Source organism: Flavobacterium sp. HTF (genome assembly GCF_003105115.1).
Lineage (GTDB): Bacteria > Bacteroidota > Bacteroidia > Flavobacteriales > Flavobacteriaceae > Flavobacterium.
The window spans coordinates 38,058-63,865 of sequence record NZ_QETH01000016.1 but is presented as its reverse complement, the minus strand read 5'-3'; the positions used below and the strand labels follow the sequence as shown (position 1 = coordinate 63,865).

Genomic DNA, 25,808 nt, shown 5'->3' with positions numbered 1-25,808 from the left:
GAAAAATGTGTGTTATTTTATTTAAATGTCAGATTTACTTCTTTAATTTGGTTTAATTCCTCATACCCTATATTGACATCAATTTCACCCGAAAAATCACTATAGAAAATAGAATAACCTTTTATATCCTGAGAACTGGATAAGAATGCAAACTTATTTAAGGAAACTTCTTTTCCGGCATTATTAAAAAACTTCTCGTTTTTCGCAAGTGGATTTTCATAATCAACTATCATTTCGGCCATTTTTTTTCCCGTTCCATAAAAGTATTCCGTCTTTTTTCCGCGTTCAGAAAATGTAATCTTTTCTGCAATTGTACTGCTTAGAGCGTAATAGTAATTCCAGATTCCAACCTGATTGTTATCGTATTCATAAATTCCGGAATTTTTAATTTTTCCGTTTTCAAAATATTCGGTTGCTTTTCCATTTTTCTGACCGCTGTCATATATTATTTCAGATTCTAAAACTCCGTTTTCATAATATGTTTTGACTAAACCATTTTTTCTGCTTAAAGAATGGTTGCTTACATATTCCTTTAGTTTTCCGTTTTCATAAAATGATTTATAAACTCCGATCAGCCATCCACCACTATATAAAGCCTCTGTTTCAACATTTCCATTTTCATAGTAAGAAAGATATTTTCCGTTTTTTTGAGTACGTTCTTCTTCATCACCGTAATCTGTACTTTCCTTTATATTGCCATTTTCATAATACGTTTTCCATGTACCAACACGATGGTCCATTAAAAGGGAACGTACATGTTTGGATTCTGTAATTTTATAATATTCAATTTTCTTAAGTTTTCCATTTGGATAAAAATAAGTGTGTGTACTATCTTTTAATTGAGGGTTTTTAGAAATATACTTTCCTGTAAATTTTAAGGTTCCGTCATCATAAAATGTTTTCCACAGACCATCTTTAAAACCTTTTTTATACTGTCCCTGCTCGGCAATTTTTCCATTTAAATAATGTGATTCAAAATATCCTTCTTCCCTGCCGCTTACATACTTAAAATGTTTATTGACAGAGTCACCATATACTTTTTTATATTCATCATCATGCGGAAGTAATTGTCGTTCTTCTGCCAGTCTGCCACTTTCCGAGTATTTTTTCTGCACCCACCTGGTCGAATTATCGTTTACATATTCATATTCTTCTTCCTCTTTTATAATTCCTTTATCCGAAAATCTTTTTTGAGAAATTCCACGATGATTTTTATAAATATTTCTTTCAATAACAACTCCTTCGCTGCTAAATTTCTCGCCAACACCGTTTCCGTTTTTGTCAATATCGCAAACTTCCAGCGTTTGTCCATTTTCATAATATGATCTAAAGGATTTTCTCCTGCTTTTGTCATCCAGTTTCTCTACCGACAAAAGAGTCCCTTTAGGATAATAGCGCTGATGTGTGCCTACCCTTTGGTTTTTTTTATATTCTCCTTTTGATTCCAAAACACCATTTTCATAGTATCCTGACATAACACCCTCGTACAGATCGTTTTTGTAATTTCTTAAAATATGAACTTGTCCGTTACTAAAGAATTCTTTCTCTACACCATTCTTTTTTCCTTCTTTGTAATTCTCTTCTTTGACAAGCATTCCTTTACTGGTAAACGTTTCCCATTTACCAATTTTCAATCCTGCTTCGTTTACATATCCTTTTTGGGTTCCGTTATAGGGAGATTTCTGTTCAACCAGTTTTTTTTGGGCAAATATTACATTCGTAATAAAAAGTAAAACCACGATAGTTTTTAAGTTCATTGAGAAGGCTTTAAAAGAGGGAAATTTAATCAATATTCAGATGCGAATATAGAGTTTTAATTAACTGATTTTCCAAAACTAAAAACTTTTTCAAGTTCGATTATTGAAGTTCCGTTAGGTACTATTTTGGGTGCTAATGCTAATTTTTCGGCCAGAAAATCAGTTGGCAACGGTTTAAATTTCCTAAACAAACTAATTGAATTGAATGCTTTTAAAACTTTGACCATAATCTTTTCTCCCAAGCGATCTGAGCCTGCTCTCAAAAGAAGTCCGGGCCTGAAAATAATGTATTTTTCAAAATGAAGTTCCGCAATGTTGTCTTCTAATTTTCCTTTTAACTGTGAATAAAAAACATTGCTTTGCGCTGAGGCATTATAGGAAGATAACAGGACAAAAGAAGAAACGCTGTTTTCTTTGGCTATTCTGGCAAAGGCTGCCGGGATATCAAAATCTATTTTCCATTGATTTTCTTTAGAACCTGCTGCTTTCAGCGTTGTTCCCAAACACGAAAAAATAACGTCGCCCGCTATGAGATTTTTGTAATGATCAATATTCGAAAAATCGATAACATGTTCTGTCAGTTTGGGATTTTGTTTTCCTGTAGGCCTTCTGACAAAAGTCACCACATTTGTATATTCCGGATCGGCTAAAAGTTTATCAACCAAAAACTCTCCTGTTGAACCTGTTGCGCCAATAACTAGTGCTTTCATAATTTTGTTTTTAAAAATTAAAATCAACTGTATATAACTTCATTGCGAGTGCTTTGCCTCTTAACAGTATTTCGCCCTGCTGTTTGTAAACTACTGGCAGGTTTTCCGGCAATGCATTTTTCATCTCCTCCGAAATCACAAAATCATGATTGAAGTCATTGCATTTGCATTGAATTCTAGATGTTGTATTAAGGAGATCACCGTGATAAACAATTTCTTTTTTTACTTTTCCCACCCAGGTGGTAACGGCTTTTCCTATGTGCATACCCGCCTTAAATTTTGGAATTATATTGTAATTCTTCAGATAGTATTCTTCCCTGTGTCTAATGCCTTCTTTTAGCATATAAAAACAATACAGGCAGCGTTGTTTTTTGAGCCCTGTTGCCGTTTTCCAGGTGAGGATGATTTCATCTCCGGCGTATTGGTAAACTTCTGCCCCTGAAGCGAGGATCGCATCTGTAAAATCGTTGAATAAATCCTGTAACAATCTGCTGTAAAGAATATCCCCGAGCTGTTCTGCGAGCGTTGTAGAAGATTTGACATCGACGAACATAAAAATCCGTTCTTCCTGAACAGGCCGATGATATTTTCCTGTAAAATAATGATAAAAAAACCGGCTGCTTAAAAGACTGTTTACTTCTAAAAACAGAATCAAAAAGATCGAGGCTAAAAGTGAAAATATAAAATCTTCAAACAGACGTTCTTTAAAATATTTGATCAGGGCTTCCTGATATGAAAAATGCCCCAGCACTTCTGCAAAAACAACTACAAACAAAACCAGGGACAATACGATACAAAAACTGTAAATAAGCGCTTTTAATAGTGTAGATTTTATAAAAGAATACTCATTGAGACGAATGAAGGATTTCTCAAAAGCAATGACAGCAAAACCAATCGAAATTCCGATTATGGTGCCGGGCAATAACTTTAAATAATGGTAGTGGGAACCTGCATCTGTAATCGCACTATAACAAAGGCCTAATACCCCTCCGACAACAATGGCCTTGAAAATCAGGTCGTATTTTTTGTAAAAAGGTATCTTCGGCAATTCCATATTTAAAAATGATTTAAAGCTGCTTGATAACTAATACCTCAAAGCTAATCAAAAGTAATACAGAATAGTGCTTTTTTTAATGATTTGATAGTGGAAAAAAAGTATTTCTTCCACTATCAAATATCCTATAACAGATTATTTTTTTACCAGCCAGTTTTCTACAGCTCTTGAAAAATCGGCTACATCAATCGGGTGTCTGCTGGTTATAATGTTTCCGTCTGTTACCACAGATTCTTCTATTACAGTACCACCGGCATTTTTCAAATCTACCTGAATGTTCCAGTAGCCTGTTAGTTTTCTGCCTTTAAGAATATCGGCAGATGCCAATACCACGGGAGCGTGACAAATAGCGGCGATCAGTTTTCCGGATGTATTAAAATCCTGAATAAATTTGATTACATCTTTATCATTACGAAGATTATCCGGATTCCAAGCCCCTCCAGGAATAAATACAGCATCATAATCGCTTACTTTTATCTGGTCTGCCGTACGGTCAAATTTTATCCACCCCACTGGCTGTAAGTATTGAATTGCCATGACATGTGTGTTTGACATTTCAGGATATACAAGTCCGTACCTTTCCGGAGCCGGATTGTATTTCGGAGCCACTATTTCTACCTCAGCACCCAACTGTTTAAAATACCAGACTGGTCCGGTCAATTCGATTTCTTCAAAGCCGTCTGCCACCAGAACCGCTATCTTTTTTCCTTTTAAGGCTGATTTGTTTTTTACAGGATTAAAAAAGAAAGCTTTTAATTCTTCGTTTCCCGGTGCGTTCAATAATTTTGTTACTGGCATATTGACAACTGCGGACTGAGTTGACAATTGATTTACAATGTCCAGTTCATTGGCATAATTTACATTCATCTCTTTTGTTTTTACTTTTGTTTGACTTTCTGCATTTGCTGCGACAAGTACACTCAATATACCGGCAGCGATAATTTGATTAATTGTTTTCTTTTTCATCCTTTTTTTTAATTTTTAATTTTTAATTCTTTTTTTGAAAACATAAACTCCCAAAAAATGGAAAAGTAAACCTGTTGCCCATGCTGCAGTTTGCCATGCCGGCCACGGATAGGTTCTATCGGTAAAAAACCAGATGAGCCAAATCACCGGAATAGTTAATACGAATACTAATAAGTGAATTCTGAAACCTTTTTTAGGATTGTGGTGAGCAGTAGTTTGCCCGTTTGCTAAATTTTTCATGATGTTTGATTTTATTAATTGATCATTATTTAAGTTGTGTTCCTAATTGCTCGACTTTTTTCAGCCATTTGTTTCGCTGGCTTTCTGTTGATTTTCTCATGAAACCAAAAGTTGAAAATCGGATGGGATCAAACCCAACATAACCGAACACGATGTTTTTGAGTATTTGATATTGAGAAGCGCGATAGATCAGATAGAACCACCATTTTGGTGTATCCATTGTCACTAACAGTCTTAGGCTTTTTCCTTTTAAAAGTTTTTCGGGAAATATTTTTCCTGAATGATGTTTAAATGCAAAATCCGGAAGTAAAATCCTGTCTATAAATCCTTTGGTAATCGCAGGCATAAATCCCCACCAATTTGGATAAGACAGAACAACATGGTCTGCCCATAAGATTAATTCCTGAGAATGAATTAAATCTTTTTCCAGTGGTATATTTTCTCCGTTTTTGTATCCGTCAGAAAGATTGACATCAAAATTGAGTTGGGAGATATAGATCGTTTTGATATTTGCTCCTGTCGTTTCCACTCCTTTTCTGTAAGCGTTTAACAATGCATTACAAAAAGAATTTTCTGAAGGATGACCCAGTATAAGTAAGATATTCGTTTTCATTACAGCTTGTTTTAATATTACACTGCAAAGATTTTAAATAAATCAAAGTCACTCCTGACACAAATGTGTCAAAATGCTATCTATGAGCTAGTTTCTGGCGAATTCTGGTAAGTGACTGTCTTTCGATACCCAAAAAACTGCAAAGTTGGGAAATCGATATCCTGTTAAATACTGCCGAATGGCATTTAATAAAATCAAGATATCGTTCTTCGGCGGTTTGAAATATAAAACTTTCAATACGTGCCTGCTGGCGTTTCAAAATTTCTTCGGCGACTAATCGTCCGTATTTTTCAAAACCCGGCAAATTTTCATATATCCATTGCAAGTCCTGAAAAGAAAGACAAATAAAAGTGGTGGGCTCAAGACATTGAATCGAATATTTACTCGGTTCCTGTGTCAGAAAAGAAGCATAATGTGTGGCGTAATCCCCTTCGGAATAAAATCCTACCGTGATTTCATTTCCATGCGGGTCTGTAAAAGAAGAACGAACCAACCCTTTTGTTATAAAACCAATTGACTTTTGGATTTTTCCGGACTGAAGAAAGAAGTCCTTTTTGTCTAATTCTTCGAAAGTAAATTTTGAAGCAAACTCAGAAAGTTCCCCATCGGTTACCTTTGGGCAAAACTTTTTAACTGAATCTAAAAAAATCGTACTGTCGGATTCCATATTGTTTTGATCTTAAATTAGATTCGTAACTGTTTTATTTGTTCTTCCTGTTTTTAATCCATGCAAAAGAATCTAAATTTGTAGGGAGGATTAAAGGTAAAAAACAAAAATAATATATGGGGCATCTCATCTCAGATTTTGGCACCAGGCTTATAAGCCTGCATAAAGCGGAAGAAAACATTTTAGATACGCCAATACAATTTAGCGAGTATTCTGTGATTATTGTAAATCAGGGTGAAGGCATTTTTTATTCTGATTTCGGAACATATCCTTTTAAGGGACCGACGTTACTTTTTTCTACTCCAATGCAATTAATTTATATCAAAAATATACTAGAGGTAGAATATAATGTATTGCAGTTTCATGGTGACTTTTATTGTATCGAATATCACCGTGAAGAAGTGGCCTGCAATGGTTTACTTTTTAATAACATTTACCTGGTGCCTTCCGTTCCGCTCAATACGGCAGATTATGATAGCTTTAAGCATCTTATCAATCAGATTACTGAAGAAATAGATACCACTGCACCTTCGGACATTGTTTTAAAATCCTTACTCCAATTGTTCCTGGCAAAATCGAGTCAGGTGAAAAACCGGGAACTGGAAGATGACAGTCGCAACAGTCTTCGTGACGACGAAATGGAGCGTTTTAAACAACTGCTTGAAACTAATTTTCTTACGCTGCGCAAACCTTCCGACTATGCGGATTTACTCACCATGTCTCCCAATAATCTGACTAAACGCTGTACCAGATACTTTAAGAAAACGCCTTCGCAGCTTATTACGGAGCGGCTTATTCTGGAAGCCAAAAAGCAATTGCACTTAACCCGAAAAAGCATTAAGGAAATTGCCTATAACCTTAATTTTCAGGATGAATTTTATTTTAGCCGGGTTTTTAAGAAACATACAAACGAATCGCCTCAGACCTTCAGGGACAAAACAGGTATTTCGATAGTGGCAGATTTCTACAGGTAATATCCTTTTTTGTCCATGTTTCAGGAATTGTGCCGGATGTAACTTTGTCTCAACAAAAAACAAAATTACATCATGAAACAATTTGTAATACAACAGATTGCCGGGTTAGAAAACCTGGCTAAAAATGCCACCCGTTTTGGAATCGTAATCGTATTTATCTGGATCGGAAGTTTGAAATTTTTTACTTACGAGGCAGATGGTATTGTGCCCTTTGTGGCAAACAGTCCGCTAATGAGTTTCTTTTACAACAGCCCGGATGATTATAAAACGCATCAAAACAAGGAAGGTGAATTTATTGCAGCCAACCATGAGTGGCATGTTGAGAATAATACATATTTATTTTCTAAAGGTTTAGGTCTCTTTTTAATCGTAACCGGTATTTTGGTCGCTATATCCAAATTTGCACCGCTTTGGAGTATGACCGGCAGTATTTTGGTATTTATAATGACGCTTGGTACGCTTTCTTTTCTTATTACGACACCCGAAAGCTGGGTTCCAAATCTGGGCGATACCGATTATGGTTTTCCTTTTTTATCCGGCCGCGGAAGGCTCGTTATTAAAGATATTGTAATTCTTGGCGGAGCCTTAATCACCATGAGTCAGTCGGCACAATTGTATCTCAAAAAAGCACAACGTCTTACATGATTTATTCTTTACAAAAAGCCTGTAAACTATTTGCTTACAGGCTTTTTGTTATCATTAAAAAAATGAGATTCTTTAATTATTTCAAAATTGATTTCTGAAGTTCTTCTAAGGTTTTTCCTTTGGTTTCCGGCATCATAAAAATGACAAACAACAATTGGAAAACCATCATCACGGCAAAAATCAAAAACACGGTTCCGGCTCCTATTGTCGAAAACAGAAACGGAATCATTGACGGAATAATTGCTGCAAGTATCCAATGTACGGATGATCCAAAGGCCTGACCGCTTGCGCGTAAGTGATTTGGGAAAATTTCTGATATGAAAACCCAGATTACAGCGCCCTGACCAATGGCATGCGAAGCAATAAACAGGAATAAAAAAAGCGGTACCTGAATTCCCTGCCATTTTAGAAAGAAAGCCACAGACACCAATCCCAAAGAAATAATGTAGCCAATTGACCCAATGTACATTAATACTTTTCTGCCGAGTTTATCAATCAGGAAAACACCAACAAGCGTAAATACCAAATTGATCAGACCAATCCCAACGCTGCTGATTAAGGCGGCACTTTCTCCTAAACCTGCTTCTGCAAAAATTCTTGGCGCATAATACAAGAAGGCATTGATTCCGGAAAACTGATTAAATAACGCAATAAAGAAGGCTAAGAGTAACGGAAACTGGTATTTCTTTATAAAAATAGTTTCTCTTTTCTGGTTTTCACTTTCGCTTTCGCCAATATGAAGTTCGTGCATCAAATCTTCGATATTGGCTGTTGGGTCGATTTTTTCGAGAATCGTTTTTGCTTCTGAAATTCTTGATTTAGAAAGCAGCCATCTCGGGCTTTCCGGAATGGTAAAAACAATAATGGTGTAAAAAAAGGCAGGAAAAGCCATTATCCCGATCATCCAGCGCCAGGCATTTTCTCCGGCATCTCTTAACAGGTAATTGGATAAAAAAGCCATCAGAATTCCTAAAACTATATTAAACTGGTATAACGAAACCAATCTGCCGCGGTCGTTTGCCGGAGCAATCTCCGAAACATAAGCCGGCGCAGCAATGGTAGAAGCTCCGATACCTAACCCGCCCAGAAAACGAAAAAATGCAAACGTATACGGATCATTTGCAAACGCTGATCCGATAGCAGATACCAGAAACAAAACGCCAATCCAGATTAGTGTTTTCTTTCGTCCGAGTTTATTGGTTGGAATTCCTCCAAAAATAGCTCCTGCAACTGTTCCCCAAAGTGCCATAGCCATAACGACAGCACCGTGAAAGAAATCTGAGGTATGCCACAATTCCTGAAGTCTGGTATCTGCTCCGGAAATTACCACAGTATCAAAACCAAATAAAAACCCAGCCAATGCTGCGGTAATCGACCACAAAAGTATTTTATTCATAATATGTTTTATTTTTAAATTTCCTGTAAAATTTTAATTTTGACAGCACTCATTATGGGGTAATTTTAAAGGTATACGAACCTGCCTTAAGCTGTATCACGTTATACAACCCTTCATTGGTGATGCTAATATTCTCTGAGCTGCAAGTAAAAGTGCTTTTCTTTTCTAAATACAGAGTTGCACTGGTATTTGGCGGAACAATTACTTTGTAAAGTATTTTTTCGTTTTTTCGTTTCCAGTCCGATACAATTTTCCCGTAAGGAGAAATATGCTCTGATTCAAAAAAATCAAGTCCGCTGACAAAATTTGGTTTTAAAATAATATGCTTGAAACCCGGTGAATTTTCATCCGGAAAAATACCTCCTATTCCTTTGTACATCCAGGCGCCTATTTCTCCAAACATAATATGATTTAAGGAAGCATCATTTTTTTCAACATTGAGCGGCCAGTTTTCGTATAATGTTGTAGCCCCATTTTTTATCCAATAGCCCCAGGACGGAAAATCTTCCTGTGAGGCAATTTTATAAGCCGCATCGGCATATCCGTTTTCGCTTAATGCATTGAGCAAAGACTTAGTTCCCAATAAACCAACATCCAGATGAAAATTGGTTTCCTGTACTTTTTTGTAGAGATTACCGGCTACTTTTTTCCTAAATTCATCGGGAACTAATCCCCAATATAACGGACCGGATAATTCGGTTTGGGTACCGCTGCAATACAAATAGGTACTTGTATTTAGAAACTGTTCATTGAACGCTGTTTTAATTTTTTCGGCTAATTTGAAGTAGTGTTCAGCATCGCCGGTTTTGCCTAATAGTTTTGCCGTCTTCGCTAAAATCAGGACATCTGCATAATAATACATGGTAGAAGTAAGTGGTTTAGAACTTACACTTTTAACGGGAACCCAGTCACCTAATCCCCAGTCTGTAATACCACTTGGATATTTTTGATCAATCAGGTCAACATATTTTTTTATATTCGGATAGGTTTTGGTCAACAAACCTGCATCTCCATAAAACTCATATATTTTCCACGGAATGATAGCAATAGAACTGGTCCAGTCCGGTCCGGTAGCAAATTCATATCCAAAGGCTCCGGGGTTCGGAACGATATTAGAAATTCCGCCATCCGGTTGTTGCTCGTCCTGATGGTCTGCGAGCCATTTTTCATAAATCGTGATTCCGTCAAAATTATATAATCCTGTTTCTACATTCGTATGTGCGTCACCTGTCCATCCGTTTTTTTCACGCTGCGGACAATCGGTTGGGTAACCAAATAAGTTGGCCAGATAACTACTGTTTGTTGCTTCCCAGATTTTATTAAAGACTTTATTAGAAGTTTTGATTTTTCCCGTAACAGGAACGTCACTGTGCAGTTCGAGCGCAACAAGACCATCTTCTTCCAGTTTAAAAGGCTGACTTGAGGTCACTTCTACAAACTGAAATCCTTTGTAATTAAATTTTGGAGAAAAACTTTCCTTTTCATTTCCTTTTGCAATAAAAATATCGGTTTGAAAAGGGTCGGTATTATCTGTTGGCCTGTAATGCAAATCAATATTAGAAAGATCAACCATGCCGTTTTGATATAAACGTTCTGCATGTTTTATTCTGAAAATTGTTCCCGCTGGGGCCTTTTTTATTGAAAAGCTGACTGTTCCTGCAATATTTTTTGGAAATGTAAATACCGTTAAAGTATCATTAACTCTATTAATCTTAATTGGTTTTAACCGATCAGTCACCCGAATAGGATATAATTGTTGTGATACCAGTTTTGGTGACGGAGCTTTGACAAGTATTGATTTTTCCCAATTACTATCATTGAAATCAGGTTTGTTCCAGTTGCTGATTTCTTTACGGGCATCATAATGTTCACCCGTGTAGATACTGTTAAAAATTACAGGGCTATCGGTTGTTTTCCAGGTTTCGTCGGTAACAATCGTTTCTGTAGTGTTATCAGAATAAGTAATTCTGATATTGATCAGACAACGCGGACGATTTCTCCAGATTGCTTTATCAAATTTCCAGACTGCGGTCGATTGATGGTTGTACCAGCCATTTCCTAATAAAACACCAAAAGCATTTTTCCCGTTTTGTAAATACGAAGTAATGTCGAGAGTTGCATACAAATTTCGGCTGTCAAATTTTGTAAACATTGGATCCAGCATTCGGTTTCCTGCTTTTTTTCCATTAATGTAAAATTCATACAATCCTGCTGCTGCCACATATGCACGGGCTGTTTTTATCGTTTTGTCGGTCGTTATTTCTTTTCTGACATAAGGGGCAGGTTTGTAATTCATATCATGAGAATCCGATATCCAGCTGCCTTTCCAGTCATTAGCCTGTAACAAGGCGGTTTCAAAACGTGCTGTTTTTGAAATCTCCATATTGTTTTTGCTGTTCCACACTTTTACCCGCCAGAAATAGGTGGTAAAAGACTGCAGCGCTATTCCGTTATAAGGGATTAAAACAGCTTCTGAAACTATTTTTCCAGTATTCCAGACAGTTCCTTTGCCTTGGGTTAAAGCAATTGAATCAGTTGCGACTTCGATTTGATATGCTGTTTGCATTACTTCTTTTCCACTCCCGCTTAACTGCCAAGAAAGTCTGGGTTGTAATACGTCTATTCCTAATGGATTATCAAGATGTTCACACCGGAGATTTACAGGTACCTGAGAATAGCCTGCTAAATTCATTAACAGAAAAACCAAAAACAGGTATAGTGTTTTAGCCCATTTTTGATTCTTTTCTAACATCATTAGTTTTCTAATTTTTGTCATTGATCTAAATTATCCGGTTTTAAATTTCTTCGAATACTGCTGCCCAGCCTCCGTTTCTGACCATTTTGATTTTTACGCTATCTGTGTTATTCACTTCAGTCGTTTTTCTTCTGTAATCCATTGCCTGATATCCTGCATTAATGCCATCTTCAAACGATGTCATTTTGTATTTTTTTGACTTTAGGAAATCTAATTTTATGTCAAAAGAGCGTTCTTTTTCTGATCCGTTTACAATTCCGCCCACAAACCATTTATTGCCTTTTCTTTTGGCAACGATGGCATATTGTCCGGTTTTTGCTTCCAGTGCTTTGGTTTCGTCCCAGGTGGTCGGAACTGAAGTGATAAAATCGGTACATTCTTTTTCTCTGTAATAAAGGGTCGGATTGTCGGCTAACATTTGCAGGCCACTTTCAAAAACCACAAACAAGGCAAGCTGATACGCTCTCGTACCGATACTTGCAGAATTTGGTCTTTCGGATCGGTACACTTCGGGCTGCATGCTGATCATCGCGCCGGGAGTATAATCCATTGGCCCGACAGCGTTGCGCATAAAAGGAAGATACAAACTGTTGTCCGGTCTGCATCCTTCCATTTGTTCCATTCCCCTTACTCCTTCATAAGATAATAAGTTTGGATATTTGTATTCTAAACCGGAAGGTTTAAAAGCACCGTGAAAGTCTACAAATATCTGATGCTGAGCGGCTTCTTTGACTACTTTTTCATAATAATTCACCATTACCTGATCGCTGCGATCCATAAAGTCGATTTTTACACCAGCAATTCCCCATTCTTTAAAGGTTTTAAAAAGGGTCATATTTTTATCGACAGTAAGCCAGGTTAACCATAAAACTATTCCAACATTTTTTTCTTTGCCGTAACGAATCAATTCATGAACATTTACATTCGGATTTGGCGAATAGGGATCTGTTGTCGAATTTGCCCAGCCTTCATCCATAATGATATATCTGATACCAAATCTGGATGCAAAATCGATGTAATATTTATAGGTATCTAAATTATATCCCGATACAAAATTGACGTCCGGGCCATAAGGTGTTGCACCATTCCACCATTCCCAGCTGGCTTGTCCGGGTTTTATCCACGACACATCTTTCAGTTCGCTTTTTGGTGCAAGTTTAAGGGTCATGGTGTTTTCAATAAGCTGTTTGTCATTTTTTGTAATGACAAAATAACGCCACGGAAAATTTCTTGTTCCGCTCGTTTTTGCGATATAATCTGCTTCTTTTAAAATCTGAAGGCTTCGGTCACCGTCCGGGCCAAATTCTAAAGGTGTTTTTGGAAAAGTTGATACAACTCCGTTCCCGGTTCCTTTTAAAAACATTCCCGGATAATCAGACAAATCAGATTCGCTGATTAGTATTTTATATTGTTTTTTGGAATCGGCTAAAATTGGAAGTGTCGACATTTTATCCGAAGGTTTCCAGTCTTTGACAGAAGTTTGCGAATAGGCTTCTTCAGAAGAGGTTTTAAAATTTCCGGTTTGTTGTAAATGCAGTAGGTAATCGTCTGGCAGATTAACCGAAAAATCTTCATCAAGTACCTCGATTTCTCCTTTTTTTGCTGTTATAAAACGATAGGCTATACCTTCGTCAAAAGCACGAAATTCTACTGAATATCCTCCTTTAAAATTTAAAACCAAATAATTATACGTATTGGAAACGGATGAAAATTTTATCGGAATTACAGGTTTAATTATTTCATTAATTTTTCCCGTTTTACTGCCTGTTAATTTTGGATTTGCCCCTAAAGTTTCATTACGGAGTATTAAGGCCAAATGATTTTTTGATGCCAGTATTTCATTGTCAATACTAACGGAATAATAGATTTTGTCTTCTACTGAAACGGAAGCTTTTATTTCTCCGTTTGGTGAAATTACTTCAAACTTTTTTTGCTGCGAATAGCCTTTAAACAATCCAAAAACAAAAAAAAGGCAGGTTAATAATTTAATCGTTTTCATATAAAATTGTTTTATAAAAATAACGTCCCATATTTTGGGACGTCATTAGATTATACCATACAGCTTATTTTGTGATTACTTGTATTTCACCGCCATTTTTGAATAAATCGTGCGAAATATAATAGCCGTTAATTTTAGTACCATTTACTTTTATTTCTTCCAAGTCTCTTTTCCCATTCGGGTTTTTGATGGTTACTTTTTTTCCGGCAGGCGTTGTCCACGCTACTTCATTAAAAATGGGAACCGTCACTATATATTCAGGGTCAGCCGGAGATAACGGATACAATCCTAATGCTCCAAAAACATACCAGGAAGACATTTCGCCCGCATCATCCATTCCCGACATGGCCAGTTTTTCAGGACCAATTCCGTACATGGTTTCTAATATTTCATCTATTCTTTTTTGCGATTTTTCCGGTTTGTTTATAAAATAATACGAAAAAGGCGCTTCATGATCGGGTTGGTTTCCGTGGCAGTATTGCCCGATAAAACCAGAGATATTCCAGGCAATGTAATTCGGGTTCCATGGTTTTGTAAAAAACTCATCCAGTTTATCTTCAAAAGGTTTATCGCCTCCGTAAAGTTTTACCAGTCCCGGCATATCATGAGGTACAAAAAATGAAAGCTGCCATGCGTTTGCTTCTCTGTACATGTATTCGTAATAAGGAAACTCAGGATTGAAAGGTGTTACCCATTTACCGTCTGCAAGCCTTCCTCGCATAAAAGTAGATTCCTTGTCAAAAACGTTTGCATAGTTTTTTGAACGTTTCACAAAATCATTGTAATGTTCTGTATCGTTTAGTTCTTTGGCCAGTAACGAAAGGGCATGATCATCATAAGCATATTCCAGGGTTTTGGTAACGCCTGCATTGGCTTTGGTTTCTACTACCGGATTCTGAATATCCTGTTCGGGAACATAGCCTTTTGCAATATATTCTGCAATATGAGGTCTTGTGCCGCCTTCTTTGTAGGCATTGTTTAATAATAGCTCGTAAGCTTTTTTAACGTCATAGTTTCGGATTCCTCTCATGTAAGAACCTGCAATAAAAGAGGCTGCGTGGTCTCCGTGAAAGAATGTCGGAATAAAGCCTTTGATTTCGCCTTCGTTAATAATGGAACTGATAACATCGCTGGTAACATCCGGCGAAAATATGCTTAGTAAAACCAGTTTGTTTCTGTAATCATCCCATAAGGAAGGAAGGGTATAATAATGGTAATTTTCTTTTCGCACTTTTCCGGCTTCGTCAATAAATTGTCCGTTTACGTCGCTTCTTAAGGCAGGCCACAAAAACGATCTGTACAACATACTGTAAAACATTACATTTTGCTGTTCATTTCCGCCTTTTACCTGAATTTTAGAAAGCATGTTTTCCCATTTGGTGCTTCCTTCCTGAAAAATCTTCGTCAGGTTTTTATCTCCTACCTCGGCTTTCAGGTTTTCTTTGGCATTTTCTGCGCTCACAAAAGATAAGGCGATCTTAACGGTTACCGGTTTTGCATCCCCGTCTTTGATATTTACCAATGTATAACCGCCGCTTTTGGCAATGTCTTTGGTGTCTAATTTTTCGATTGGACTGCTTAAAGTCGCATAAAAATATATTTTTTCGCCACCGGTTCTTTGAAATCCGCTAACGGCATTTTCATTTTCCAGTTTAATTTGCCAGTCGTCTACATGATTATTGGCTTTTCCGAGATCAAAAAGGACTTTTCTTCCTTTGTTATTTTTAAAAGTATATTCGTGTACACCGCAACGAAGGGTTGAACTTAGTTTTACCTGTACTTCATAGTCTTTTAAATATACTTCATAATAAGCAGGGCTTGCTTTTTCCTGATCGTGGCTAAAGGATGATTTGTACGGATATGTTGCTCCGTCTGATACGGGTAAAAGCGGAATATGACAAAGATTCCAGTGTCCTTTGTTGGTATGTGTAAATCCTAAAATTTCTTTGTCTTCATATTCGTAACCTGCTCCTGATCTGTATTTGGTCATCGGACTCAGCTGAACCATTGCGTTTGGAACTGAGGATCCCGGAAAAACGAGTCCTGCCCAAACGCGCATATCTGCGGGTGGTGTGTATCCGATTATTTTAGTGTCTAATAAGGGGGCTGTCCCGATAAACGGATTTACCAAAGCGGTATATTTTCCTTTTGATGGTCCGCCACCGGGTTTTTGTGCTGCCGCATTAAAGCCAAAAATTGACATAGAAAGGGCTGCAAGAACGATATTCTTGTTAAATTTTATCATTTTATAATAATTTAAAAAGCCGTTAAATAGTTATAGTTCCAGTAATTTAGGGTTCGTTTTATAAGTATCCCATAATAATTCCCCGAATAATGTATTGGTCCACGCAAACCACGATCTGGTGAAATTTTTAGCATCGTCTTTGTGGAACGATTCATGCATAAAACCAGTGTCTCCGTGAGATGCCTTAAGCATTCTGATACAGTCTTTTATTTCGTTTGCATCTGAAGTTGTGTAGGCTCTCATTACCAATGACATTGGCCAGATCATATCCATACCCACGTGCGGACCTCCGATTCCTTCTGCCACTTTACCTTTAAAGAAAAACGGATTGTCTTCTGAAAGGACAAATTTTCTTGTGTTTTGATAAATTGGGTCTTTTACGTCTATGGCATCCAAATAAGGAAGGCTCAATAAACTTGGTACGTTAGAATCATCCATCATTAAATGACCTCCAAATCCATCTACTTCAAAAGCAAATATATCTCCGTATTTAGGGTGTTTTACAACGCCGTAATCTTTAATTGCCTGATCTACTTCTGCTGCCAATGCTCTTAATTCCTGAGCTGTAGCGGTATCTTTTATAATGGTTTCAAACATTTCTGCAGCTTGTTTCATACTTGCTACAATGAAGAAGTTTGATGGAATCAGAAAAGAAAAAACAGTCGCATCATCACTTGGTCTGAAGGCAGAACAAACCAAACCAACTGGTTTAACGGGATATCCGTACCCTTTTAAAGGTCTTGTATCTGTAGCAAATTGTGTTGTTCTCTGAAAAGTATATGGATTTTTACCGTCTTTTTGCTGTTGGTCTTTAAATACTTTTAGGGTTGTTTTAATGGCTTTTACCCAATTTTCATCAAATGGAGAAACGTCTTTGGTGTTTTTCCAGTAATTGTAGCTAAGTCTAATTGGATAACAAAGGGAGTCAATTTCGTATTTTCTTTCGTGAACGCCCGGTTTCATATCGGTATGATCGGTTGTCCATTCACCTTTTTTGTTCGGGTCATTGTAGAAAGCATTTGCATAAGGGTCTTTCAAAATATATTCTGTCTGCCTGTTTATAACACCGGCAATCAGGTTTTTTAATTTTAAATCTTTCCCGGCAAAAGCCATATACGGCCAAACCTGCGCAGAGCTGTCTCTAAGCCACATGGCATCGATATCTCCGGTGATCACATACGTGTCAGGTCTTCCGTTTTTTTGTGCATACGTTACGGTCGTATCAAGCGTATTTGGAAAACAGTTATTGAATAACCATCCCAGTTCTTTGTCTTTTACATTTTTTTGGAATTCAGCGATTGTTTTTTCGATAAATTCGCTTTCAAAATTTCTTTTATCTTTTGCTGTCCTTACAATAGGAAAATCTTTCACCATCTTAGTTCCCGCTATTATTTCCATCGGGTTGATAAGTGCCAAACTACCAAATAAAGCTGTGTTCTGTATAAATTTTCTTCTTTCCATTATTGTATATTTTTTAATTGAAGGTAACCCTTTTTTTTTATTCGTTTGTTAATGAGTAAGGTGCATCTTCTTTGCTAATGCCTCTTGTGTGATTTGGTGTTGCTGACATATTAAAATCCAATGTCGCGCCATTCATCAGTTCAGAGTGGCTTAACCAGTTTTTAGGGTAGGTTTTGCCATTGAATTTCATTTCTTTAATGTATCGGTTCTGATCGTTATTTTCCGCAGCATTGATTTCGATTGTTTTACCATTTTCAAGCTTAATCGTTGCTTTTTTAAATAAAGGAGCGCCTATAACATATTGATCAGATGCCGGAGTTACAGGATAAAAACCCAGAGAAGAAAAAACGTACCAGGCCGAAGTTTGTCCGTTATCTTCATCCCCACAATAACCGTCCGGTGTTGCGTGGTACATTCTGTTCATCGTTTCTCTTACCCAATATTGTGCTTTCCACGGTTCTGCAGCATAATTGTAAAGATAAATCATGTGCTGGATTGGCTGGTTTCCATGCGCATATTGTCCCATATTGGCAATCTGCATTTCTCTCATTTCGTGAATCACGCCTCCGGTAAAATTTTTAGTAGCAAAAACGGGCGGTGAAGAAAATACTTTATCCAGTTGCGAAATAAAGGTTTTGTTTCCTCCCATCAAATCGATTAAGCCCTGCACATCATGAAAAACAGACCAGGAATAATGCCAGCTGTTTCCTTCAGTAAATCCGTTAAACCATTGAAAGGGATCAAAAGGTTCCATAAAATTTCCATCCTTGTTTTTAGGATGCATTAGATTATATTTCGGGTCAAAAAGGTTTTTATAATTTAAACTTCGTTTTTTATATAAATCAATTTCTGCCTGCGGTTTGTTTAAGGCTTTCGCCAATTGATAAATCGCAAAATCATCGTAAGCGTATTCAAGTGTACGGGCGGCACTTTCGTTTACCACATCATGCGGCACATAACCCAAAGTATTATACGAATCTGCGGCTGCACGCCCAACTGCTTTTAATGGCCCGGCATTATTGGCTCCGTGAATGACAGCTTTGTATAAATTTTCAATGTCATATTGTTTTACTTTTCCGCTTTTTAAATACGCTTCGGATACAATTGACGCTGAATTATTTCCAACCATAATATCACGCAATCCCGGACTTGACCATTCCGGCAGCCATCCGCTTTCGTTGTATGCATTTGAAAGTCCTTCCTGCATCTGGGTGTTTAATTCCGGATACATCAGGTTTAAAAAAGGATATAAAGCCCTAAAAGTGTCCCAGAAACCCGTGTCCACAAACATATAGCCTTTCAGCACCTTTCCGTTGTACGGGCTGTAATGAACTGCTTTGTTATTTTTATCGAACTCATAAAACTTTCTCGGAAAAAGAAGCGAACGGTACAGGCAGGAATAAAAAGTTCCCATTTGATCCGGCGTTCCTCCTTCTACTTTTATTTTGCTCAGTTCCTTATTCCAGATTTGCTTTCCTTTTTCTTTGAGTTCATCAAAATTATCATTTCCGATTTCTTTCAGGTTTCTTTCGGCCTGTTCGTAGCTGATAAAAGAGGACGCAACCTGTGCATTGACTTTTTCTCCTGTTTTAGTTTTAAAACCGATAACTGCTCCGGCATGATCTGCCAGCATTTCTAAAGCATTTCCTAAAATATCGCCATTGAATGTTGAATTTACCTGAAAATCTTTATCAAACAGGATTACAAAATAGTTTTTGAAATTTTGAGGAACTCCGCCACTGTTTTTTGTGGTATATCCGATAATTTTTCTTTCTGACGGAATTATTTTTACATAAGATCCTTTGTCAAAAGCGTCCACTATAATGTAGGCGTTCTCCGTTTCCGGAAAAGTAAATCTAAATCTGGCTGCTCTTTCTGTTGGTGTAATTTCGGTCGTGACATCATAGTCAGCCAAATAAACACTGTAATAATACGGCGTCACTTTTTCTGCTTTATGCGAAAACCAGCTTTGTCTTTCTTCTTCCTTAAATTTCAGTGTACCGGTAACGGGCATTATTGAAAATTGCCCGTAATCGTTCATCCACGGAGATGGCTGATGTGTTTGTTTGAAACCTTTGATTCGGGTTGATTTATAGGTATAAGCCCATCCATCGCCCATAGAACCTGTTTGTGGCGTCCAGAAGTTCATTCCCCATGGCATTGCAATGGCCGGGTATGTATTTCCGTTGGAGATTCCGTAATCAGAATCTGTCCCAACTAGAGGATTTACCCAGTCTATAGGTTCCTGAGGTGTTATTACCTGCGTATTTTGCGAATTGACGGAAGCACAAGCAAAAAAGGCTAATAACCCCAAAATAATATTGTATTTCGTTTTTGTCAAAATCTAATTATTAATAGAGTTAATTACTTCTTTGTTTATTTTACTTACCTCAGAAAAATTCATTTTATCAACTTTACGGTCGTATGTCATAAAGCCGTTTACTTCGCCTTCAACATCTGTAGTCTGGGTATAAACTGCTGCAGAAAAACCAACTTTTGCCAGCGTTTTTAGCTGCTCTGCGTATTCTTTGTATTTGGCTGTGGTTTCGTCATTATTCTTGAACTGTGTGTAACCCCAATTTTTATCTGTCTGCCATAAATGTCCGGTAACCGGAAGGCCAATTCCGCCATATTCTCCTAAAACGGTAATTCTGCGGGCATCATACAGCTTCAAATTTGGTTCGGGATAATGGTGAATGTCTAACATATCCCCGGTTTGGAAATGGTTTCCTCCGCTTGATGAATTTACCAGTCGGCTTGGGTCATGATTTTTGGTCCATTCTGTAATTTCGACTGTTTTGAATTGTCCCCAAGCTTCGTTAAACGGCACCCAAACCACAATACTTGGATAAGAATACAGGTGATCCATAATCTCTCTCCATTCTTTTTTGTATGTTTCTTCAGATTGTGCAGTTCTCTTAAGTTCTGTTCCTTCAAAATATTTGTGCATTTGCCAAATTGGACCATCGTCTCCATTTGGCATATCCTGCCATACCAGAAAGCCCATTTTATCGCAATGCGTGTACCATCTTGCCGGTTCTACTTTTACGTGTTTTCTGATCATGTTAAAACCTAATTCTTTTGTTCTGACAAGATCATATTTTAAGGCTTCGTCTGTTGGCGCAGTATATAATCCGTCAGGCCACCATCCCTGGTCAAGGGGTCCAAACTGGAAACAGTCTTTATTATTTAACTGAATTCTCACAACGCCTTTGTCATCTCTTTTGGAAGAAATTTTGCGCATGGCAAAATAACTTTTCACTTCGTCAATTACTTTTCCTCCACTAATAAGTTTCACTTTTATATCATATAAAAATGGGGAATCTGGTGACCATAATTTTGGATTGTTAAGTACAATATCCAAAGACTGACCTGCAACGGCTTTTTCTGTTGCAATTGCTTTTGTGCCGTCAAATACCGTAATTTCAACAATATCACCTGCAACGCTTCCTTCTACTTCTGTAGCGATACTGATTGCATTACGATCGATGTCCGGTGTGTTTCTCAGATTTACAATATGTTTTTTGCTTACCGGTTCTAACCAGACTGTCTGCCAGATTCCGGTTACTGGTGTGTACCAGATACTTTCAGGATTCTTAACCTGTTTTCCCCTTGGCTGTGTTCCGTCGCTTGTTGGGTCCCAGACTTTAACAACCAGTTTTTGGGATTTTCCATTTAGGAAAGGCGTTATATTAAAACTAAAAGGTGTAAATCCTCCTGTATGCGTTCCTACTTTTATATTATTGATCCAAACTTCTGTTTTCCAGTCTACCGCACCAAAATGCAATAAAACATCCTTACTTTTCCAGTTGCTGTCAATTGTAAAATTAGTTTCGTACCACAGTTCGTTTTCTGATCCTACTTTCTTCATTACTCCCGAAAGGCTTGATTCAACTGCAAAAGGAACGAGTATTTTTCCGTCATAGCCTTTTGGTGCTGTTTGTCCTGCGGGTTGTATCGCGTAGTTCCATAAACCATTTAGATTTTTCCATTGCTCTCTTTCCATTATAGGTCGTGGATATTCCGGAAGCACATGATTGGGGTCTACCTGTTCAGCCCATTTTGTTTTTATTTTATCTCCTTGCGGCTTCCATTGGGCAAATGATGAAAGGCCTACAAAAAGAAAAAGTATAATTGTGATTTTTTTCTTCATTGTATTTTTTTTGAATTCCGGAAAATTGTTTCCTGAAGGATTTTGTATCTTAATTTTCTGGTTTTATGAAACAGATAACATAATATAAAACCTGAAGGATGTTGATTTCCTTCAGGTGTTACAAAAATTACTAAACAAACTACTTATTATTAATCAAAAAATTCGTCTTTTTCCAGCTTGGCAGCTGCTTCAATTAACATAACCCCGCTTAACTGGGTTGTAAGATCAACGCTTCCACCAGCTGAAGGGGCAACTTTCCAGTTGTTTCCTGAAAGCATTGTTGGTCTTAATATTCCTTTTTTGTAGAATGACTCTGCATTAAATTTTAAGAAAGCCACAAACTTTTCTCTATCAGTAGCATTGATAGTAGGCTGCTCGATTAGTTCTGTAAAATAACGTACCAGAATACCTTTAAACAATCCTCCATCACCCTGACCTTCGTCTCTAAGAAGACCTTCGGAAACTAATTTCGGACTTGTTAAAACGGTTCTTCCTGATTTTACTGCATCATCAAGATAGCCTTGCTCATTTGTAGCTTTGTATAATCTTAAACCGGCACCAATCCATGTTCCCATGTTATAGGTAAAAACCCAGTCTTTGTTGGTTGTAATTACACCATTGGTCTCTGAAATATTATCCCAAACAGCTCCTGAAGCAGGGTCTACAAGGTTTGCTTTTTGCCATGCATAAATTTTCTTAGCCCAAACCAAATCATCCGGGTCATTGTCAATTTCATAAAGTCTCAGGGCAAGAATTGCAGCCGGGGCATTTGATACTGCATTTTTTTGTTTTGGTGTATCTTGTTTCCACGTAATACCTCCTCCAAAAACATTGTCACTCCAGCTCAATTTAATTCGTTCCCATAAAAAGTCGGCAACATCTTTGTATTCCTGATCATTTGTAGCATCAAAAGCACGAAGACAGGAATTGGCAAGCCAAAGCATATCATCATTAAAAACGTTGTTGTAGGTATTTCCGTTTTTAACTTTGATTCCCTGTACCAATGCTTTCATTTTGCCTACATAATGATCATCTCCGGTTCTTAAATAACCGTCAACCAACACATCAAGAACGTGTGCATTTGGCCAGTAATTGAAGGTACTGTTTCCGGCATTGTTCTGCACAAATGTACCGTTTGAACCTAAGTAATTGTTATAAGTTGAAAGCTGTAAAGAGTCGGCTGTCTTAGCCCATGTATATTTAAATTCGGGCCCAACCTCAGCATTTGGATCACGTAACGGAATAGGATCATCATCACATGAAACAGTCAATAACCCTAATCCTACTACACAAAGTAATAAGACAGTATAGCGTGTTGAAAATAATTTTTTCATAATATATTTCATTTAATAATGACGTCTCTCAAAGACAATCTTCAAGAGACGTCATGGGTTATTTATAGAATTGTAAAACTATGTGTATATGCTGGTGAAGCTGCACTGAAATTGATTTCTGCGTTTACATTTTTGTTATCTACTGCCGAAGCAAATTTGAAACAGTTATCCCAGAAATCACTTGATGCCGGAACCATGTACCAGAATGATGCTGCTGTATTTGCGTCAGGTCTGCTGTTGTCTCTGTTGATGCTTCCGTACCATTCTTCGCTTGTAGTTGTACCATTTACAACTGTAAACTTAAATTTGTAACGCTCATCTCTACCCCATGATTCTTGTTTAAATTCTATCTTTTTATTGGCTGCTTTCCAGATACCGCCACCTGCATAAGCATACTCAAACATGTACTCGCTGCGTGGAGGGAACCATAATTCTATTTTAGTAATTTCTGTAAAGGTTGTTACTGCTGTACTAAAGTCAACTACAATTTTATATACTTTATCAGCTCCTGTATAAGTTGTTTCACCATCTTCTTTTAATTTACCATTATTGATAGAAAAAACTTCAGGAGTACCATTTTTTCTTGTGATAAATTTATAAGTACCCGCACTTAACTTAGTATAAATTTCAAATCTACTATTACCTATGTTTTTGAAAGCTTGCGCATTAGCAACTGTTGTTCCTGTTTCAGAACCTGTTCCTGTAATAAACAACTGATCAGGAGCCGGGAATCCGCTTGGTGTTTGCACTTCGAAAATACCAGATACTGCTGATGTCTGAACGTTAATACCTTTAGACGAATGAACAGTCCATTTTAATTTTCCGACAGTTTCAGAAGGCAAACCTGCTAATACTGCAATTTTGTTCAAAGCCGAAAAAGAAAGTGTTAGTGTTTTTTGAAGCCCACCACCATCAGAAGGCATTACATAAACCGGTTTTGAGAAATCTCCGTTTTCCTTATCAAATACTACATCATAAAGTACCACTCCGTTATCTTCTGCTTTAGCTGCTTCCCATTCAAAAACTGCTGAACCATTCGGTGCATTAAGATCAAAGAACTTGTTATTAGCCGGTGAATAAAGAGCATTTACTGCACTTACATTGGTATGACTTAGTTCGTCATTATCACAGCTTACAAGAAATACTGCGCATAGTATTAATACTAATTTTGAATATATATTTTTCATGTTTTTATTTATTAGGTTAGTTAGTTTTACCAGTTTGGATTTTGAGATAAATTGGTATTAATCAAACGTTCATCTCTTGGTATTGGCCATAAATAATGTTTTTCAGGGTCAAAACTTCTTAAGTTTACTCTTAAGTACCCATTGTCTATAGATGAGATACCAAATTTGGCTCCGTGTGCGTATCCGTTTAAGACATTTTCCGCTATTTTCCATCTTCTGATATCAAAGATTCTAAGACCTTCCATTCCAAATTCTACACGACGCTCATTTCTGATTACTTCCTTAAGTCCTGCTTGTCCTAATGCGCTATTGTACGCCAGAGCACCCGCATCTGTAAAACCTGCACGAGATCTTAAAACTCTGATGGTCTGATCCCAAACAGTGCTGTTCATCTGACTAAGTTCATTTTTAGCCTCTGCATACATAAGTAATATATCAGCATATCTAAACAACATCAGATTTAGTCCTGAATTTAAATCAGCTTCGTGATTTACATCATAATATTTACGAGTAAAGTATCCGGTTGGTGTTGAAGAAGATCCTGCCGCGTATTCATCTGGACGAAAATTGGTTGGAGAAGACCCCGGCTTGATGTAAATTATGTGTGAACTTCCATTAGCCTCTTTCCAATTGTATTGATCGTATACAACAGTGTAAGTAAGTCTTGGATCTCTGTTTACATAAGGATTATTTTCGTTGTATCCTGATCCCGTTTCGTTAATTTTTTTTCCGTTAAGCATCAAATAACTATCCACTAATTCTTGTGTTGGAGCAAGTGCATTTAGTCTTGAACCAGCAGAAATTGGCGCCATATCAATAAATTCATTCCACCTTCTATCTATAGGCACGTATTGCAAACTCAAAATATCTTCGCTGCTGAATTCGTTTTGCTGTTGGAAAAGACCTTCATAAGAAGGAAACAAACTATATTGTCCATAGGCCATAGCCATAAACTTTTGTGTCACTTCTATAACTTCTGCCCATCTGCCTTCATATAAAAGAACTCGTGCTTTTAAAGCGGCAGCAGCTCCCATCGTAATTCTACCTTTTTCTTTATCGCCAAGCTGATCGTTTTTTTGTAATGCCGGCATTATAGCATCCAATTCGTTTAGTACAAACTGAACGACTTCTGCGTGTGAAGTTCTCCCAATTGTTGTTGCTTCTGCCAAAGAAGGATCTTTTTCTAAAAGAGGAATAGCTCCAAACCAGGTTGTTAACTGAAAATGCTGAAACGCTCTCAGAAAACGGGCTTCTGCTTTCATTCTTGCAATGACAGCAGGGTCCGCATTAGGTACTTTGTCAATATTTTCTAATAGTACGTTACAAGATTTAATTCCACGATATCTGTCGTTCCATTCACTTTTTAATCTTCCTAAAGAAGGATCGTAAAGTCCGGCTGCAATAGACGCTGCTCCAGCATTATCACCTCTTCCGTTATAAGCATTATCAGAAAGTCCTTCGTTATAAAAGAAATATTGACTGGTTTGCATTTGTGAGTAAGCCGTGTTCAGCATCAATTGCGCTTTATCTGTACTTGTCCAGTAATTAAAATCTGTAAAACGGTCTTCCGGTGCCTGGTCCAAACCTTCACAACTTACCAATAGTAAGCATACTAATGGTATGAATTTTATGTGTTTAAATATATTTTTCAT

The 25,808-nt window shown here is 37.2% G+C and carries 19 protein-coding genes; 2 read left to right on the top strand and 17 right to left on the bottom strand.

Features of this window, described 5'->3' with window-relative positions; genetic code table 11:
• Positions 1-17: 17 nt before the first annotated feature.
• From DCO46_RS07295 to DCO46_RS07265, 7 genes are all read right to left on the bottom strand, one after another.
• Complete coding sequence (locus tag DCO46_RS07295) at positions 18-1,757, bottom strand: toxin-antitoxin system YwqK family antitoxin (RefSeq protein ID WP_116751903.1); 1,740 nt, start codon at positions 1,755-1,757, stop codon at positions 18-20.
• 56 nt (positions 1,758-1,813) lie between these two features.
• Complete coding sequence (locus tag DCO46_RS07290) at positions 1,814-2,467, bottom strand: NAD(P)H-binding protein (protein WP_116751917.1); 654 nt, start codon at positions 2,465-2,467, stop codon at positions 1,814-1,816.
• Positions 2,468-2,477: 10 nt separating this feature from the next.
• On the bottom strand, positions 2,478-3,521 hold the full coding sequence (locus tag DCO46_RS07285) for an adenylate/guanylate cyclase domain-containing protein (protein WP_116751902.1): 1,044 nt from the start codon (positions 3,519-3,521) through the stop codon (positions 2,478-2,480).
• Positions 3,522-3,656: 135 nt separating this feature from the next.
• Complete coding sequence (locus DCO46_RS07280; protein ID WP_116751901.1) at positions 3,657-4,487, bottom strand: DJ-1/PfpI/YhbO family deglycase/protease; 831 nt, start codon at positions 4,485-4,487, stop codon at positions 3,657-3,659.
• A 15-nt stretch (positions 4,488-4,502) separates the two neighbouring features.
• Positions 4,503-4,727 (bottom strand): 2TM domain-containing protein, encoded by a 225-nt coding sequence (locus DCO46_RS07275; protein ID WP_116751900.1) that lies wholly within the window; start codon positions 4,725-4,727, stop codon positions 4,503-4,505.
• 25 nt (positions 4,728-4,752) lie between these two features.
• Positions 4,753-5,340 (bottom strand): NAD(P)H-dependent oxidoreductase, encoded by a 588-nt coding sequence (locus DCO46_RS07270; protein WP_116751899.1) that lies wholly within the window; start codon positions 5,338-5,340, stop codon positions 4,753-4,755.
• 76 nt (positions 5,341-5,416) lie between these two features.
• Complete coding sequence (locus tag DCO46_RS07265; RefSeq protein ID WP_116751898.1) at positions 5,417-6,007, bottom strand: Crp/Fnr family transcriptional regulator; 591 nt, start codon at positions 6,005-6,007, stop codon at positions 5,417-5,419.
• Between the two features lie 116 nt (positions 6,008-6,123).
• On the opposite strand from DCO46_RS07265, the gene DCO46_RS07260 reads away from it, so the two are divergent.
• Together DCO46_RS07260 and DCO46_RS07255 are read left to right on the top strand one after the other, a co-directional pair.
• Positions 6,124-6,981: a helix-turn-helix domain-containing protein gene (locus DCO46_RS07260; protein WP_116751897.1), complete on the top strand. Its 858-nt coding sequence runs from the start codon at positions 6,124-6,126 to the stop codon at positions 6,979-6,981.
• A gap of 72 nt (positions 6,982-7,053) precedes the next feature.
• Positions 7,054-7,626, top strand: coding sequence for a DUF417 family protein (locus tag DCO46_RS07255; protein ID WP_116751896.1), 573 nt, complete (start codon positions 7,054-7,056; stop codon positions 7,624-7,626).
• Between the two features lie 76 nt (positions 7,627-7,702).
• Here the strand turns inward: DCO46_RS07255 and DCO46_RS07250 are convergent, their stop codons facing one another.
• The 10 genes from DCO46_RS07250 to DCO46_RS07205 all read right to left on the bottom strand — a co-directional run bounded on the left by DCO46_RS07250 (position 7,703) and on the right by DCO46_RS07205 (position 25,808).
• Entirely contained in the window at positions 7,703-9,022 is a 1,320-nt protein-coding gene (locus tag DCO46_RS07250) for a sugar porter family MFS transporter (protein ID WP_116751895.1), read from the bottom strand.
• Between the two features lie 52 nt (positions 9,023-9,074).
• Positions 9,075-11,777 (bottom strand): glycoside hydrolase family 78 protein, encoded by a 2,703-nt coding sequence (locus DCO46_RS07245; protein WP_207784955.1) that lies wholly within the window; start codon positions 11,775-11,777, stop codon positions 9,075-9,077.
• 40 nt (positions 11,778-11,817) lie between these two features.
• Entirely contained in the window at positions 11,818-13,776 is a 1,959-nt protein-coding gene (locus tag DCO46_RS07240) for a glycoside hydrolase family 97 protein (protein ID WP_116751893.1), read from the bottom strand.
• Positions 13,777-13,840: 64 nt separating this feature from the next.
• Positions 13,841-16,021: a GH92 family glycosyl hydrolase gene (locus DCO46_RS07235; protein WP_116751892.1), complete on the bottom strand. Its 2,181-nt coding sequence runs from the start codon at positions 16,019-16,021 to the stop codon at positions 13,841-13,843.
• Positions 16,022-16,051: 30 nt separating this feature from the next.
• Entirely contained in the window at positions 16,052-17,482 is a 1,431-nt protein-coding gene (locus tag DCO46_RS07230; RefSeq protein ID WP_116751891.1) for a glycoside hydrolase family 125 protein, read from the bottom strand.
• Between the two features lie 37 nt (positions 17,483-17,519).
• Positions 17,520-19,826: a GH92 family glycosyl hydrolase gene (locus DCO46_RS07225; RefSeq protein WP_207784956.1), complete on the bottom strand. Its 2,307-nt coding sequence runs from the start codon at positions 19,824-19,826 to the stop codon at positions 17,520-17,522.
• Positions 19,827-21,635: a glycoside hydrolase family 2 protein gene (locus DCO46_RS07220; RefSeq protein ID WP_116751890.1), complete on the bottom strand. Its 1,809-nt coding sequence runs from the start codon at positions 21,633-21,635 to the stop codon at positions 19,827-19,829.
• Between the two features lie 149 nt (positions 21,636-21,784).
• Positions 21,785-22,969 (bottom strand): glycoside hydrolase family 76 protein, encoded by a 1,185-nt coding sequence (locus DCO46_RS07215; RefSeq protein WP_165828865.1) that lies wholly within the window; start codon positions 22,967-22,969, stop codon positions 21,785-21,787.
• 62 nt (positions 22,970-23,031) lie between these two features.
• Positions 23,032-24,156: a SusE domain-containing protein gene (locus tag DCO46_RS07210; RefSeq protein ID WP_116751888.1), complete on the bottom strand. Its 1,125-nt coding sequence runs from the start codon at positions 24,154-24,156 to the stop codon at positions 23,032-23,034.
• Between the two features lie 26 nt (positions 24,157-24,182).
• A complete protein-coding gene (locus tag DCO46_RS07205; protein WP_116751887.1) occupies positions 24,183-25,808 on the bottom strand; it encodes a RagB/SusD family nutrient uptake outer membrane protein in 1,626 nt (541 codons plus the stop codon).

Coding starts and splice junctions, on each gene's coding strand:
- DCO46_RS07215 (WP_165828865.1), bottom strand. CDS start 22,969: ATGAAAAAATTATTTTCAACACGCTATACTGTCTTATTACTTTGTGTA.
- DCO46_RS07205 (WP_116751887.1), bottom strand. CDS start 25,808: ATGAAAAATATATTTAAACACATAAAATTCATACCATTAGTATGCTTA.
- DCO46_RS07250 (WP_116751895.1), bottom strand. CDS start 9,022: ATGAATAAAATACTTTTGTGGTCGATTACCGCAGCATTGGCTGGGTTT.
- DCO46_RS07285 (WP_116751902.1), bottom strand. CDS start 3,521: ATGGAATTGCCGAAGATACCTTTTTACAAAAAATACGACCTGATTTTC.
- DCO46_RS07220 (WP_116751890.1), bottom strand. CDS start 21,635: ATGAAGAAAAAAATCACAATTATACTTTTTCTTTTTGTAGGCCTTTCA.
- DCO46_RS07240 (WP_116751893.1), bottom strand. CDS start 13,776: ATGAAAACGATTAAATTATTAACCTGCCTTTTTTTTGTTTTTGGATTG.
- DCO46_RS07280 (WP_116751901.1), bottom strand. CDS start 4,487: ATGAAAAAGAAAACAATTAATCAAATTATCGCTGCCGGTATATTGAGT.
- DCO46_RS07290 (WP_116751917.1), bottom strand. CDS start 2,467: ATGAAAGCACTAGTTATTGGCGCAACAGGTTCAACAGGAGAGTTTTTG.
- DCO46_RS07275 (WP_116751900.1), bottom strand. CDS start 4,727: ATGAAAAATTTAGCAAACGGGCAAACTACTGCTCACCACAATCCTAAA.
- DCO46_RS07260 (WP_116751897.1), top strand. CDS start 6,124: ATGGGGCATCTCATCTCAGATTTTGGCACCAGGCTTATAAGCCTGCAT.
- DCO46_RS07270 (WP_116751899.1), bottom strand. CDS start 5,340: ATGAAAACGAATATCTTACTTATACTGGGTCATCCTTCAGAAAATTCT.
- DCO46_RS07230 (WP_116751891.1), bottom strand. CDS start 17,482: ATGGAAAGAAGAAAATTTATACAGAACACAGCTTTATTTGGTAGTTTG.
- DCO46_RS07235 (WP_116751892.1), bottom strand. CDS start 16,021: ATGATAAAATTTAACAAGAATATCGTTCTTGCAGCCCTTTCTATGTCA.
- DCO46_RS07265 (WP_116751898.1), bottom strand. CDS start 6,007: ATGGAATCCGACAGTACGATTTTTTTAGATTCAGTTAAAAAGTTTTGC.
- DCO46_RS07295 (WP_116751903.1), bottom strand. CDS start 1,757: ATGAACTTAAAAACTATCGTGGTTTTACTTTTTATTACGAATGTAATA.
- DCO46_RS07210 (WP_116751888.1), bottom strand. CDS start 24,156: ATGAAAAATATATATTCAAAATTAGTATTAATACTATGCGCAGTATTT.
- DCO46_RS07245 (WP_207784955.1), bottom strand. CDS start 11,777: ATGATGTTAGAAAAGAATCAAAAATGGGCTAAAACACTATACCTGTTT.
- DCO46_RS07255 (WP_116751896.1), top strand. CDS start 7,054: ATGAAACAATTTGTAATACAACAGATTGCCGGGTTAGAAAACCTGGCT.